Source organism: Stenotrophomonas sp. YJH_SMC_27, from assembly GCF_059369815.1.
The window spans coordinates 155,968-169,259 of the sequence record NZ_JCAFTA010000008.1 but is presented as its reverse complement, the minus strand read 5'-3'; the positions used below and the strand labels follow the sequence as shown (position 1 = coordinate 169,259).

Annotated in this window: 12 protein-coding genes; 9 read left to right on the top strand and 3 right to left on the bottom strand. The window is 68.6% G+C overall.

Going from position 1 to position 13,292, the window contains the following annotated elements; all coding sequences use genetic code 11:
- The first annotated feature begins 29 nt into the window (after window positions 1-29).
- The 8 genes from AC5P7R_RS13555 (at window position 30) to AC5P7R_RS13520 (ending at window position 8,419) form a co-directional block, all read left to right on the top strand.
- Window positions 30-851 carry a nucleotidyltransferase domain-containing protein gene (locus tag AC5P7R_RS13555; RefSeq protein ID WP_111103926.1) on the top strand — a complete coding sequence of 274 codons (822 nt, stop codon included), beginning with the start codon at window positions 30-32 and terminating at the stop codon, window positions 849-851.
- A gap of 164 nt (window positions 852-1,015) precedes the next feature.
- Entirely contained in the window at window positions 1,016-1,546 is a 531-nt protein-coding gene (locus tag AC5P7R_RS13550; protein WP_019661650.1) for a gamma carbonic anhydrase family protein, read from the top strand.
- A 123-nt stretch (window positions 1,547-1,669) separates the two neighbouring features.
- Window positions 1,670-2,359: an RDD family protein gene (locus AC5P7R_RS13545; protein ID WP_019661651.1), complete on the top strand. Its 690-nt coding sequence runs from the start codon at window positions 1,670-1,672 to the stop codon at window positions 2,357-2,359.
- Window positions 2,356-3,348 (top strand): stage II sporulation protein M, encoded by a 993-nt coding sequence (locus tag AC5P7R_RS13540; protein ID WP_021203337.1) that lies wholly within the window; start codon window positions 2,356-2,358, stop codon window positions 3,346-3,348. The genes AC5P7R_RS13545 and AC5P7R_RS13540 overlap by 4 nt, the downstream gene beginning before the upstream one ends.
- On the top strand, window positions 3,338-4,960 hold the full coding sequence (locus tag AC5P7R_RS13535) for a DUF4129 domain-containing protein (RefSeq protein WP_031270172.1): 1,623 nt from the start codon (window positions 3,338-3,340) through the stop codon (window positions 4,958-4,960). The genes AC5P7R_RS13540 and AC5P7R_RS13535 overlap by 11 nt, the downstream gene beginning before the upstream one ends.
- The gene (locus tag AC5P7R_RS13530) at window positions 4,957-6,141 is read left to right on the top strand and encodes a DUF4350 domain-containing protein (protein ID WP_111103928.1); all 1,185 of its coding nucleotides are present in this window, start codon (window positions 4,957-4,959) and stop codon (window positions 6,139-6,141) included. Before AC5P7R_RS13535 ends, AC5P7R_RS13530 begins: the two co-directional genes overlap by 4 nt.
- Complete coding sequence (locus AC5P7R_RS13525; RefSeq protein WP_014648782.1) at window positions 6,138-7,124, top strand: AAA family ATPase; 987 nt, start codon at window positions 6,138-6,140, stop codon at window positions 7,122-7,124. Before AC5P7R_RS13530 ends, AC5P7R_RS13525 begins: the two co-directional genes overlap by 4 nt.
- A complete protein-coding gene (locus tag AC5P7R_RS13520) occupies window positions 7,121-8,419 on the top strand; it encodes a DUF58 domain-containing protein (protein WP_478436096.1) in 1,299 nt (432 codons plus the stop codon). Before AC5P7R_RS13525 ends, AC5P7R_RS13520 begins: the two co-directional genes overlap by 4 nt.
- An 82-nt stretch (window positions 8,420-8,501) precedes the next feature.
- On the opposite strand, the gene AC5P7R_RS13515 is transcribed toward AC5P7R_RS13520, so the two are convergent.
- From AC5P7R_RS13515 to AC5P7R_RS13505, 3 genes are read right to left on the bottom strand one after another with little or no spacing between them, the layout of a single operon-like run.
- Window positions 8,502-9,152: a hypothetical protein gene (locus AC5P7R_RS13515; RefSeq protein ID WP_031270168.1), complete on the bottom strand. Its 651-nt coding sequence runs from the start codon at window positions 9,150-9,152 to the stop codon at window positions 8,502-8,504.
- Window positions 9,152-10,330: a glutathionylspermidine synthase family protein gene (locus AC5P7R_RS13510; RefSeq protein ID WP_021203332.1), complete on the bottom strand. Its 1,179-nt coding sequence runs from the start codon at window positions 10,328-10,330 to the stop codon at window positions 9,152-9,154. The genes AC5P7R_RS13515 and AC5P7R_RS13510 overlap by 1 nt, the downstream gene beginning before the upstream one ends.
- A 7-nt stretch (window positions 10,331-10,337) precedes the next feature.
- On the bottom strand, window positions 10,338-10,910 hold the full coding sequence (locus tag AC5P7R_RS13505) for a DUF1190 domain-containing protein (protein WP_021203331.1): 573 nt from the start codon (window positions 10,908-10,910) through the stop codon (window positions 10,338-10,340).
- A 467-nt stretch (window positions 10,911-11,377) separates the two neighbouring features.
- Between AC5P7R_RS13505 and ilvD the strand changes: the two genes are divergently transcribed.
- Window positions 11,378-13,216: a dihydroxy-acid dehydratase gene (gene ilvD, locus AC5P7R_RS13500; protein WP_227852327.1), complete on the top strand. Its 1,839-nt coding sequence runs from the start codon at window positions 11,378-11,380 to the stop codon at window positions 13,214-13,216.
- The last annotated feature ends 76 nt before the right edge of the window (window positions 13,217-13,292 follow it).

Here is a 13,292-nt window from a genome sequence, read left to right as displayed (position 1 = left end):
AGAACGCTCGACATTAAGAACACAACTGCATGTACGACATCCACCCGATCGCGCCGGACAAGCGCGCCGCCATTCTTTCCAGCCTCGCCGACATCGAACAGCGCCACAATGTGCGTGTGCTGCTGGCCTGCGAATCCGGCAGCCGTGGCTGGGGCTTCTCTTCGCCGGACAGCGACTACGATGCACGCTTCATCTACGTGCATCGCCAGCCGTGGTATCTCAGCGTCAACGAGAGCACCGGTCCCGGCGAAGCGCAGCGCGATGTGATCGAGCTGCCGATCGACGATGAGCTCGACGTCAGCGGCTGGGACCTGCGCAAGGCACTGCGGCTGGTCTCAAAATCCAATCCGACACTGATCGAATGGCTGCGCTCGCCGATCGTGTACCGGCAGGACGACGCCGCCGTGGCGCAGCTGTGGGAGGCAGCAGAGTCCTTCTATTCGCCGCTTGGCACGTGGTGGCACTACTTCAGCATGGCGCGCTCGAACCATCGCGGTTACCTGCGTGGCGAAACGGTACGCACCAAGAAGTACCTGTACGTGCTGCGCCCTCTGCTGGCCTGCCAGTGGATCGAGCACGAGCAGACACCCCCGCCGATGGCCTTCGAGGATCTGCTGGATCGACTGCTGCCGCACGGCCCGGTGCGTGAAGCCATCGATGCCCTGCTGGTAGTGAAACGCGCCAGTGCCGAGGTCAATGCCGGACCACGCATCGCGGCGATCAGCGATTTCATCGATCGTGAGCTGGCCACCCGCGCCGAGCAGGCCCCACGGCTGCCTGCTGGCCAGGGCGACAGCGCCTGGCTGGACGTGCTGTTCCGGCGGATGCTGGCCGAGCACGCGCCGTCCTGAGCGGTTGCACCCGTTTCTGGTAGCTGCCGACCTTGGTCGGCACCGAGATCACCATCCACGCATGGCGTGGATCTACTGTGTATCCGCGCGGCCCCAGGGCGGTACCTCCCCCAGCGGACGCACGCGTATCATCGTCGCGGACGCCCTGATTTCTGGAGACATCGATGAACCCGCTGCGCCCCTTCCGCGACAAGATGCCCGTCCTCGGCGAGCGCGTGTACATCGACCCGTCGTGCACGATCATCGGTGACGTGGAGCTGGGCGAGGACGTCTCGGTGTGGCCGGGCACGATCATCCGCGGTGACGTCAACTACGTGCGCATCGGCGCACGCACCAACGTGCAGGACGGCACCATCATCCACGTCAGCCACCACAGCCCCTACAACAAGGCCGGCTACCCGACCCTGATCGGCGAAGGCGTGACCGTCGGCCACGGCTGCATCATCCACGCCTGCACCATCGGTGATTACAGCCTGATCGGCATGGGTGCCTGCATCCTCGACGGCGCGCGGGTCGAGCGCCATGGCTTCGTCGGCGCCGGTGCCGTGGTCGGCCCGGGCAAGGTGGTCGGCGAAGGCGAGCTGTGGGTGGGCAACCCGGCCCGCCCGGCACGCACGCTGAGCGACAAGGAAATCGAGGCGCTGCATTACTCGGCCGACCACTACGTGCGGCTGAAGGACGAATACCTGGGCTGAGCGGCCAACGCCGCCATGCGGCTCTGCTAAAGTCTGGGCCCGACCAGGACCTGTCGAGACCCCCATGCCTGTGGCTGCCTGCCGGAGAGGACTCCGGCGCCCACAACGAAGGCCATCACGCTGATGGCCGCACCGATGCTCGATACCTACCGCGAGGTGGTAACGCCGGAGGGTGTGCCGCTGCAGTTGCCTGCAGCCGGCCCGGTACCGAGGGCGATGGCCTGGCTGGTCGATCTCGGCGTGCGCATCGCGGCACTGGTGCTGATGTCGATTCCGCTGGCACTGCTGGACCAGTTCGGTTCCGGCCTCTACCTGGTGCTGATGTTCCTGGTCTACTGGGCCTACCCGATCGTCTGCGAAGCAGTGTGGGGACGCACCCTGGGCAAGCGTGCGCTGGGGCTGCGCGTGCTGTCCCGCGATGGCGCGCCGGCAGGCTGGATGGCGGCGATCACCCGCAACCTGCTGCGCACGGTGGACATGCTGCCCTTCGGCTATGCGCTGGGCCTGATCAGCAGCCTGTTCGATCCTCATGGCCGCCGTCTGGGCGACCTGGTGGCAGGCACTGTGGTGGTGCATGCGCCCGCGCTGTACCTGCCACCGCCGCCGACCATCGGCAGCGTGCTGGCCCCGCCGCAGCCCCTGCGACCAGAGGAACAGGCCGCGCTGATGGCCTTCGCCGAGCGCGCGCCACGCTTGTCGGCGGCGCGCCAGCAGGAGCTGGCCGGTATTGCCGAGCCACTGACCGGCACCCACGGCCAGGTCGGCGTGTTGCGCCTGTATGCGATGGCCAACTGGCTGCTGGGGCGGCGATGAAACAGGAGCAGTTCGTCGCCCGCTACCAGCAGGAATGGCAGGATCTGGAGCAGTGGCTGCTGCTGCGTGCCGGCGCCTCACGCCGCACGCGCCGCAAGGCCAGCGGCCTGGCACTGGACGACACTACCTTCCCGCAGCGCTACCGGCGGCTGTGCCAGCAGCTGGCGCTGGCCCGCGAGCGCGGCTACAGCCCGCAGCTGGTGCAACGCCTGCAGCAGCTGATGCAGCAGGGCCACAGCGTGCTGTATCGCACGCCGCCAACGCGCTGGCGGCGTGCCCTGGAGTTCCTGGTGGCCGATTTTCCGCTGCTGGTGCGCAGCCAGGCGCGCAGCATGTGGGCGGCGCTGGCGATGTTCGCGCTGCCGGCGGTGGCCTGCTTCGTGCTGGTGCAGGTCTATCCGGACCTGATCCACATGCTGATGGACAACCGCCAGATCGCCGAGATGGAGCGCATGTACGATCCCGCCGCCGAGCGCCTGGGGCGTGACAGCGGCACCGACTGGATGATGTTCGGCCACTACATCATGAACAACATCAGCATCGCCCTGCGCGCCTTCGCCAGCGGGCTGCTGGCCGGGCTGGGCACGCTGCTGGTGCTGCTGTTCAACGGCGTGATCATCGGTTCAGTGGCAGGCCACCTGCAGCACATCGGCCATGGCGACCCGTTCTGGCGCTTCGTGGTCGGCCACGGCGCCTTCGAGCTGACTGCGATCGTGATCGCCGGCGGTGCCGGCCTGCAGCTGGGCATGAAGCTGCTGGCGCCGGGCCGGCGCAGCCGCCTGGATGCACTGGTCGACGGCGGCCGCATCGGCGCGCGGCTGTGCCTCGGCGTCGCCTTCATGCTGTTGGTGGCCGCCTTCATCGAAGCCTTCTGGTCATCGATCGCCGAAGTACCTGCATGGGGCAAGTTCAGCGTGGCCGGTGTGTTGTGGGCCGGCGTGCTGCTGTGGCTGTGGCGCGGCGGACGTGGAGCTGGCCATGCGCATTGACCACCTGGACGTGGCGCTGCGTGCCCGCAGTGGCTGGGAAGCGATGGAGCTGGGCACCGCGCTGTCCCGCCGTCACGCGCGCGCGCTGTGGGGCAGCTGGCTGCTGGCCAGTGCACCGCTGTTCGTGATCTTCAACGCGCTGGGCTGGTGGCTGGATGCCTTCGGCTGGGCCTGGCTGGCGATGTGGTGGTGCAAACCGCTGTTCGAACGTGCGCCGCTGTATGTGCTGTCGCGCGGCATCTTCGGTGAACCAGTCGGCACGCTGGCCGCGCTGCGTGCGCAACGTCACTGGGGCAACAGCGGCTTCTGGGGCTACCTGGGCTGGCGCCGCTTCAGCGTACTGCGCAGCCTGTGCCTGCCGGTGAACCTGCTGGAAGGCAACACACCGGACCAGCGCGGCCCACGCCGCCGTGCGGTGGCCGCCGGGGCTGCAGGCGCGGCACTGGTGCTGACCGTGAGCTGCATGGCCTTCGAAGTGGTACTGGTATCCGGCGCGATCGGTGCGGTGTTCATGTTCATGCCACTGGAGCTGATGTCCGAATCATGGCGCGCCGCATGGGACATGATCGGCCAGGACACACCCGCATGGGCACGGCTGGGCTTCAACCTGGCGTGCTGGCTGGCCTCGGTGCTGATCGGCCCGTTCTTCGTCGGTGCGGGCTTTGGCCTGTACTTGAACCGGCGCACGCAGATGGAAGCCTGGGATGTGGAGATCGCCCTGCGCCGCCTGCGCGAGCGGCTGCTGCCGGCGGCATCGACGCTGGCCCTGCTGCTGTGCCTGGCACTGCCGCTGGTCTCCGCACCGGTGCATGCGCAGGACACAGACGCCGAGCCCGAACGAGCCATGGGCAAGCCCAACGACCGTGGCATCGACGCCGAGGAAAGCGACGAAGCACCGACCATCGACCCGGCCAACACCCCGGCAGCGATCTTCGGCGGTACGCCGGTGGACACCGCCGGTTTCCGTCAGGCAGTGAACCGCGCCTATGAAGACCCGCTGCAGCGCCCGACCCGCCAGGTCACCCGCTGGAAGCCGATCGAACAGGCCGAGGAAGAGAAGAAGGAAGACAAGCAGCTGCAGCGTGGCACCAACAGCAACGGTGAACGCAAAGCGCGCAAGGACGGCATCGCCTGGCTGGCGCGGCTGGCCGAATGGGGCCTGTGGGGGCTGCTCGGCGTCCTGCTGCTGGTGCTGCTGCTGACCGCACGGCTGTGGCTGCCGTGGCTGCGGGGCAGTGGCCGACGCAAGGCCGAGGCCGCACCGCCGGTGGTGGAGGAACAGGTGGAGTTGCCGGTGGTGCTGCCGCCGGACGTGGCCACCCAGGCCGGCCTGCTCTGGGACCAGGGCCGGCCGCGGCAGGCGCTGGCCCTTCTGTACCGCGCCAGCGTGCGCACGGTGGGCGAGCGCAGCGGTATCGCGCTTCCACCCGGTGCCACCGAAGCGCAATGCCTGCGCGCGTCGCGGCGCATGCCCGAGGCCAGCGACCGTGACCTGTTCGCGCGCATCGTGCGCATGTGGCAGTACGCCGCCTACGGTGGCCGCCTGCCCAGCCGCGCCGATTTCGATGCGATGGCCGATGCCCTGCGCCAGCAGTACGGGTGGCAGGCATGAGTCCGCGCCTGTTCTGGTCGCTGCTGCTCGGTGCATTGGTGCTGCTCGGCGTACCGCTGGCGATCCTCTACCTGCGCACGCACGAGCGGGTAACCGAGACCATCCGGCTGCCGCCACGGGGCGAGGCGGCCTACAACCCGCTGTACGTGCTCGGCCAGGCCCTGCGCGCTGATGGCATCGCCGTGCACTCGCGGCCGCGACTGGACCTGCAGCAGATGGCGCTGGGTCCGCACGACACGCTGGTGGTGCTGCAGGACAGCAGCGAACTGCCGGCGCCCGTTGCCAGCGCGCTGCTGGACTGGGTCGACCGTGGCGGCCACCTGCTTGTACGTACACCGCCGCCGGTCGAGGACGATGCCGGCAGCACGCAGGGCCCCCTGCTGGACCGGCTGGGCGTGGACAGCCTGTTCCAGCGCAGCGATTGCCAGCCGTTCCATGTCGACGACGATCCTGGCCACGTTGAATTCTGTGCTGGCCGCCGCTTCACCCTGGGTTTTGCCGCCAATGCGCAGGCCGAACGCCGCTGGGGCGGTGACCGTGACCTGGTGTTCGCGCGCCTGCGCCATGGCCAGGGCAAGGTGAGCGTGCTGGCGGACATGGAGTTCCTGCGCGGTGATGTCGACTCGCCTGCCGCGCGCCTGGCCGCGGCTGCCGGCGGTGCCAGCGATGGCCTGCACGACAAGGCTCACCGCGACCTGACCCGCTATCTGCTCGATCCGAACTACGGCAAGGGTGCGGTCTGGCTGATCTATGCCAGCCGTCCACCGTCGCTGTGGGCGCGCCTGTTCTACCAGGGCTGGCCGCTGTGGGCGCCGCTGCTGCTGGCCCTGCTGGGCTGGTTGTGGGCCCGCTCGCAACGCTTCGGCAGCCTGCTGCCGTCACCGGTACTGGAACGCCGTTCGCTGCTGGAACACGTGCACGCCAGTGGTGAATTGCTGCTGCGTTTCGGCCACGGTACGCGCCTGTACGAGGCCGTTCTCGCCCTGTTCCTGCACCGCCTGCGCCTGCGCGCACCGGTGGCTGCCGCACTGGATGGTGCGCCACGCGAACAGGCCATCGCCGAACTGCTGAAGTGGCCGCAAGGCCGTGTTGCCGCCGCACTGACGCCACCTCCGCCGCACGATTCCTCCGCCCTGCGCGAGCGTATCCGCTTGCTGCTCCAGATGAGATCCCTGCTATGACCGAAGTCCCCGAGCTGCCGGCGGCCGCCAACGCCCGCCTGATCGAACGCGTCGATGCCATCCGCACCGCCGTTGGACACGCCTTCATCGGCCAGGCCGATGTACTGGACCAGATCCTGGTGGCGCTGCTGGCCGGTGGCCACGTGCTGATCGAGGGCGTGCCCGGGCTGGGCAAGACCCTGCTGGTGCGTGCACTGGCACAGGCCCTGGAGCTGGACTACGGGCGCGTGCAGTTCACCCCCGACCTGATGCCCAGCGACGTCAGTGGCCACGCGGTGTACGACCCGAAGAGCGAGAGCTTCAAGATCCGCCGCGGCCCGGTGTTCACCAACCTGCTGCTGGCCGACGAGATCAACCGTGCACCGGCCAAGACCCAGTCGGCGCTGCTGGAAGTAATGCAGGAAGGCCAGGTGACCATTGAGGGCAAGGCCTTCACCCTGGCGCCGCCGTTCATGGCGCTGGCCACGCAGAACCCGCTGGAGCAGGAAGGCACCTACCCGCTGCCGGAAGCACAGCTGGACCGCTTCCTGCTGAAGGTGCTGATCGACTACCCCCAGCTGGAGGACGAGAAGCGCATGGTGACCGCGATCACCAGCGGCCGCGCTGCCAGCGATTTCGACCTGAGCCAGGTGCCGCGTGTGCTCGGTGCCGGCGAGCTGCTGGAACTGCAGCGTGCCACTGCGGCGATCACCGTCGATGACGAGGTGATCGACTACGCGGTGCGCATCGTCGCCGCCACCCGGCAGTGGCCGGGCATCGCCGTCGGCGCCGGTCCGCGCGGCAGCATCGCGCTGGTGCGTGCCTCGCGCGCACAGGCGGTGCTGGCCGGCCGCGACTTCGTCACGCCGGACGACGTGCGCGACATCGCCCGCCCGGCGCTGCGGCACCGCATCGCGCTGGCCCCGGAACTGCAGATTGAAGGCCAGGACGCCGACGACGTGCTGGGCGCGCTGCTGGCCAAGGTGGAAGCGCCGCGCCGATGAGGCCGGCCCCGCTGCTGCTGGCGCTGCTGCTGGCCTGGGCCGCCCTGGGCGGGCTGGTGCTGGGCGGATGGCTGCCGCGCTGGAGCTGGGCACTGGCGGCCGTGGCCATCGCGTTGCCCGCGCTGTGGGACCTGTGGCGGCAGTGGCGGCGTGCATCGCCGCAGGTGCAGCGCGAGCTGCCCGAAGCGCTGGCACTGGGCGTGCGCCGCGAGGCGGCGTTGCGTGTGCAGGCCGAGCAATCGATGACGGTGCAGGTGTTCGACCTGGTGCCCGGCGGCTGGCGGCTGGAAGCGCTGCCGCAGCGCGTGAGCCTGCAGGCCGGTACGGCGTCCACCCTGCACTACCACCTGCAGCCGCTGCAGCGTGGGCACTTCCGCTTCGAGGGGGTGCACCTGCGCATGCGCTCGCCGTGGCGCCTGTGGTGGCAGCAACGCACGCTGCCGCCGGCGCTGGAGGTGCGGGTCTATCCGAACTTCGTGCCGCTCACCCGCTTCGCATTGTTCAGTGCCGACCAGGCCTCGCGGCTGGTCGGTGCGCACGTCAAGCGCCGCCGTGGCGAAGGCACCGACTTCCACCAGATGCGCGAGTACCGCATCGGCGACAGCCTGCGCCAGCTGGACTGGAAGGCCACCGCACGTGCGCGCAAGCTGATCTCGCGCGAGTACCAGGACGAGAAGAACCAGCAGTTGCTGCTGATGCTCGACAGTGGCCGGCGCATGCTGGCCAGCGAAGGCGGGCTCTCGCACTTCGACCATGCCTTGAATGCCTCGCTGGTGGTGGCCTACCTGGCGCTGCGCCAGGGCGATGCCGCCGGCCTGTACGCTGCCGGGGGCGAACGCCGCTGGGTGGCACCACAGCGCGGCATGGGCACCGTCGAGCACCTGCTGCGCGCCAGCTACGACCTGCAGCCGCGCGCGGTGGCCACCGACTACCTGGCTGCGGCCACCGAAGTATCGCTGCGCCAGCGCCGGCGTGCGCTGGTGATGCTGGTCAGCAATGTGCGCGACGAGGACATCGAAGACCTGCTGGCCGCGGTGCGCCTGCTGCAGCAACGCCACCTGGTATGCGTGGCCAGCCTGCGCGAGCGCGAGCTGGACGGCGCGCTGGAGGGTGACGTGCAGACCCTGGAAGACGCCACCCAGGCCGGTGCCGCCGCGCTGTACCTGCAGCAGCGCGCGAAGGCGCACGAGGCACTGCGCAGCGAGAAGGTGATGGTGCTGGACGTGACCGCCGACGCCCTGCCCGGCGCGCTGGTGGAGCGCTACCTGGCGGTGAAGCGCGAAGGGTTGTTGTAGCCCTGCGCTTGACCGGAGCCGAGCATGGGCTCGGCTCTACACGTGTTGTTCCGTAGAGCCGAGCCCACGCTCGGCTGCCGTATCAGCGCTCACCCAACAACCGCCGCTGCAACCGCTCCACCGCACGCTGCAGCAGCACCCGGTTGCGGGCCAGCTTCATCCACTGCGGCAGGCGCGAGAACATGGATCGGTGATGGCCGCGGCTTTCGCGCAACGTCGCGCCCGCGTATTCGTGCAGTGCCTGCAGATGTTCAGCGTTATAGGCCCAGAGCAGGCCCGCGCGGGTCGGTTCGACCAGGCGCAGCGGCAATCCGAAGTGCGGATCGGCAGGCTCGGCGTCACGCAACGGACGCACCGCGACCGAAACATCGGTACTGCGATCACATTGCGCACATCGAGCAGCGAAGCACGCCGGTGCAGGCACTCCGGCGGGAGCCCGGCGACGCACATGCAGCCACTGATACCCACAGAATCCACAAGGTTGGCGGCCCAGCATGTAGACCGCACCGACCCAGTCACCACTATCCAACGCAGAACTGCAGCCGGTGCAGCGGAAACGCGCGGTCCATCGATAGGGTTTCCAGCTGGCGATAACCCAACCGGAGGTGTCGCAGCGATGGCAACGCACCGCCACCCGGTCCGCGAATGCCTGCAGGCTGCGCCCGTCATCGAAATGCCGACCCGGCACGGGCGTGGCACGCCCATGCCGGCCAGGCCAGCGCTGCACCGTCATCAGACGTAGATCCGCGTCGGTGCCTCATCTACGATCGCGTGCGGCACGAAGCGCGCACTGTCGCGGGTGATCGCGCTGTCGTCCTCGCGGATGCCGATGCCGCAGGCGTGGTCACCGATCACCCAGCTGCCGATCAGCGGATAGCCGCCTTCGAAGCGGGTCAGCGGATGTGCGCGCTGGATGATCGCCGGGCCATCGTAGGGACCGTCGCTGCGCTGGGTGCTGCCATCGGCCAGATGCATCTCGATGTTGGCGCCCTCGCGCGAGAACAGCGGCTTGCGCACCCAGCCCGACGGCAGCGTGCTGCCGTCATCGAAGTGAGCCTCCAGCAGGTTCGGATGGCCCACGTTGCGCTGCCACAGCAGCGGCAGGATGCCCTTGTTGCTCAGCACCGCCTTCCAGGCCGGTTCCAGCAGCTGCACGCCGGAACCGGGCAGCGCGCGGCCAAACTCTTCAGCCATCAGGTCTTCCAACGGGTACAGCTTGAACAGCGTGCCGATCACCGAATCATCCAGCGCGGTGAAGCGGCCGTCCTCGGACAGGCCGATATCCTCGATGGCGATGGCCTGGCCATGCAGACCGGCCTGCGAGGCGCAGTCGCGCAGGTAATCGACAGTGCCACGGTCTTCTTCGGAGCTGCCCACCGCGCTGAAGAACAGCGGCGGCGGCAGCTGCGTGGCCAGTTCGCCGAAGCGCTCGACCAGCGCCTCATGGATCGCATTGAACTGGTCGGCATGCTGCGGCAGGCGGCCGGCGTTGCGCTGGTCTTCCAGCCACTGCCACTGGAAGAAGCTGGCCTCGAACAGCGAGGTCGGCGTGTCGTAATTCAGCTCGTACAGCTTGGCCGGGCCGGTGCCGTCGTAGGCCAGGTCCAGGCGGCCGTAGAGGTGCGGCTGGCGCTGGCGCCAGCTGTCGGCGATCCAGTCGCGGTAATGCGACGGAATCGCCAGCTGGTCCATCAGGCGCTCGCTGGCGATGACATCACCGACCAGGTCCAGCGCCATCTGGTGCAGCTCGGCGCTGGGGTCTTCGATGTCCTGTTCGATCTGGCGCAAGGTGAACGCGTAGTACGCGCGTTCATCCCAGTACGGCTGGCCATCGATGGTATGGAAACGGAAACCCGCTTCCTCCGCGCGTGCCCGCCACTGGGCACGCTCGGCAATCCGGATACGCTGCATGGGTCGATCAGCCGCCGTAGCTGCCGCTGCTGCTGCGGCGCGCGCTGGTGTTGCCGAAGCCACCACGGCTGGCAGTGACCGCACGGTTCGGCTCGCTGGTGACCGGCGCCAGGCCGGCCTTGCCGGCACCGATGCCGCTGGCGGTGTTCAGGCCGCCGGTGCCGCCCGGTGCCGGGCGCGCCCAGCCAGCGTTCTTGTCCTGGTAAGCCGGTGACGACGCCGGCGCCTGCGGGGCGAGGCCGCCGCGGTTGCTCAGCATCTGCGACATGAAGAAGCCCATCATCATCGGGCCGATGAACGAGGTGCCGGCCGAGGTGTGCTGCTGCACGCACTGTTCCGGCTTGTAGTCCTTCTCGCAGGCTTCCTTGCTGGCGTACTTCGGTGCCGCATCGGCGGCCTGCTTCTGCGCTTCGGCAAAGGCATTGCGGCACGACGACGGATCACCGGTGGCCTCGGTGCAGGCCTCCACCGAGGTGTACAGGCCTTCCTGCACCTTCACCTCCGGCTCCTTCTGGCAGGCGGTGAACAGCAGCGGCGCGGCGCTCATAAGCAGCAGCGCGGTGGTGCGGGAACGTTTCATGGCCTCATGCCCTGTCGACGGATCAATGCCCCAATGATGCCAAATCCGGGCCAGCAACCGGAATCGGCAAAGTGCGAAAGATGAACGGCCTTTCATTTTCGTCGTTCCCCATCATCCGCGCATGACGTGGATCCACCGGTGTCGACCAAGGTCGACACCTACCAACAGCCGCAGGAAACGTCGAAGGCGGGGTGGGTCCGTTTTCAGGGGGCCAGATCAGTGAGCCGCATGGATGCGGCGACCAAGCCCCCATGGACGGGTTAACGGCGTCCCCTGCCACCGGACCCACCCCGCCATCCCACGGATAGGCCAGCTGTTGCTGTTGAGGTTGCCGGCCAGCGGCCGGCACTACCGCGGGTGCCGGGCGCAGTCCGGCCGGACCACCTCCGGTGGTTGCAGCAGCAACCGAAAAAATTGGCCATGATCGGCTGACCCCCACGTCGTACGGCACGCCCGTTCCGCCCGCCATGCCCGAATACCGTTCCCGCACTTCCACCGCCGGCCGCAACATGGCCGGCGCCCGCGCCCTGTGGCGTGCCACCGGCATGAAAGACGGCGACTTCCACAAGCCGATCATCGCCATCGCCAACTCCTTCACCCAGTTCGTGCCCGGCCACGTGCACCTGAAGGATCTTGGCCAGCTGGTCGCGCATGAGATCGAACAGGTCGGCGGTGTCGCCAAGGAATTCAACACCATCGCCGTGGACGACGGCATCGCGATGGGCCACGACGGCATGCTGTACTCGCTGCCCAGCCGCGAGATCATCGCCGACGCCGTGGAGTACATGGTCAACGCGCACTGCGCCGACGCGCTGGTGTGCATCAGCAACTGTGACAAGATCACCCCTGGCATGCTGATGGCCGCGCTGCGCCTGAACATCCCGGTGGTGTTCGTCTCCGGCGGGCCGATGGAAGCGGGCAAGACCAGGCTGTCCGAGCACAAGCTGGACCTGGTCGACGCGATGGTGGTGGCCGCCGATGACAGCGCCTCCGACGAGAAGGTCGCGGCCTTTGAACGCAGCGCCTGCCCCACCTGCGGCTCCTGCTCGGGCATGTTCACCGCCAACTCGATGAACTGCCTGACCGAAGCGCTGGGCCTGTCGCTGCCCGGCAACGGCACTACGCTGGCCACCCATGCCGACCGCGAGGCGCTGTTCCGCCGCGCCGGCCGGCTGATCGTCGAGCTCTGCCATCGCTGGTATGGCGGCGAGGATCCGACGGCGCTGCCGCGCGGGATCGCCACCCAGGCCGCGTTCGCCAACGCGATGACCCTGGACATCGCCATGGGCGGCTCCACCAACACCATCCTGCACCTGCTGGCCGCAGCGCAGGAAGCGGAGGTCGACTTCGACCTGACCCACATCGACGCGCTGTCGCGACGCGTCCCGCAGCTGTGCAAGGTGGCGCCGAACACACCGAAGTACCACATCGAGGACGTGCACCGCGCCGGCGGCGTGTTCGGCATCCTCGGTGAGCTGGATCGCGCCGGCCTGCTCGATGCCACGGTGCCAACCGTGCACAGCGCCAGCCTGGCCGACGCACTGGAGCGCTGGGACGTGGTGCGCAGTGACAACGACACCCTGCACACCTTCTTCAAGGCCGGCCCAGCCGGCATTCCCACCCAGGAGGCCTTCAGCCAGGCCACGCGCTGGCCGACGCTGGACCTGGACCGCGCCGGGGGCTGCATCCGTTCGCTGCAACATGCGTATTCGCTGGAGGGCGGCCTCGCGGTGCTGCGCGGCAACCTGGCTGTCGATGGCTGCGTGGTGAAAACCGCCGGCGTGGACGAATCGATCCATGTGTTCGAAGGCCCCGCGCGCGTCTATGAAAGCCAGGACGCCGCCGTCGCCGGCATCCTCGCCGACGAGGTGCAGCCGGGCGAGGTGGTGGTGATCCGCTACGAAGGGCCGAAGGGCGGCCCGGGCATGCAGGAGATGCTGTACCCGACCAGCTACCTGAAATCGAAGGGGCTGGGCAAGCAGTGCGCGCTGCTCACCGACGGCCGCTTCTCCGGCGGCACCTCGGGCCTGTCGATCGGCCACGTCTCGCCGGAAGCCGCCAGCGGCGGCACGATCGGTCTGGTGGAAGATGGCGACCGCATCCGCATCGACATCCCCGCCCGCCGCATCGACCTGCTGCTGGACGAGGCCACGCTGGCCCAACGCCGCGCCGACGCCGATGCGAGCGGCTGGAAGCCACGCGCACCACGCCCGCGCAAGGTCACCAGCGCGTTGAAGGCCTACGCCCTGCTCGCCACCAGCGCCGACAAGGGTGCCGTACGCAACACCGCCCTGCTCGGCGATTGATCCCTGCGCGGTAGTGCCGGCCGCTGGCCGGCATCTGCACGCCGCGTCCCACATCATTGAGGTTGCCGGCCAGCGG

Bases quoted from the DNA above. Each gene is read 5' to 3' on its own strand.
- AC5P7R_RS13505 (WP_021203331.1), bottom strand. From the start codon at position 10,910: ATGAAACGTTCCCGCACCACCGCGCTGCTGCTTATGAGCGCCGCGCCG.
- AC5P7R_RS13530 (WP_111103928.1), top strand. From the start codon at position 4,957: ATGAGTCCGCGCCTGTTCTGGTCGCTGCTGCTCGGTGCATTGGTGCTG.
- ilvD (WP_227852327.1), top strand. From the start codon at position 11,378: ATGCCCGAATACCGTTCCCGCACTTCCACCGCCGGCCGCAACATGGCC.
- AC5P7R_RS13515 (WP_031270168.1), bottom strand. From the start codon at position 9,152: ATGACGGTGCAGCGCTGGCCTGGCCGGCATGGGCGTGCCACGCCCGTG.
- AC5P7R_RS13550 (WP_019661650.1), top strand. From the start codon at position 1,016: ATGAACCCGCTGCGCCCCTTCCGCGACAAGATGCCCGTCCTCGGCGAG.
- AC5P7R_RS13525 (WP_014648782.1), top strand. From the start codon at position 6,138: ATGACCGAAGTCCCCGAGCTGCCGGCGGCCGCCAACGCCCGCCTGATC.
- AC5P7R_RS13545 (WP_019661651.1), top strand. From the start codon at position 1,670: ATGGCCGCACCGATGCTCGATACCTACCGCGAGGTGGTAACGCCGGAG.
- AC5P7R_RS13510 (WP_021203332.1), bottom strand. From the start codon at position 10,330: ATGCAGCGTATCCGGATTGCCGAGCGTGCCCAGTGGCGGGCACGCGCG.
- AC5P7R_RS13535 (WP_031270172.1), top strand. From the start codon at position 3,338: ATGCGCATTGACCACCTGGACGTGGCGCTGCGTGCCCGCAGTGGCTGG.
- AC5P7R_RS13540 (WP_021203337.1), top strand. From the start codon at position 2,356: ATGAAACAGGAGCAGTTCGTCGCCCGCTACCAGCAGGAATGGCAGGAT.
- AC5P7R_RS13555 (WP_111103926.1), top strand. From the start codon at position 30: ATGTACGACATCCACCCGATCGCGCCGGACAAGCGCGCCGCCATTCTT.
- AC5P7R_RS13520 (WP_478436096.1), top strand. From the start codon at position 7,121: ATGAGGCCGGCCCCGCTGCTGCTGGCGCTGCTGCTGGCCTGGGCCGCC.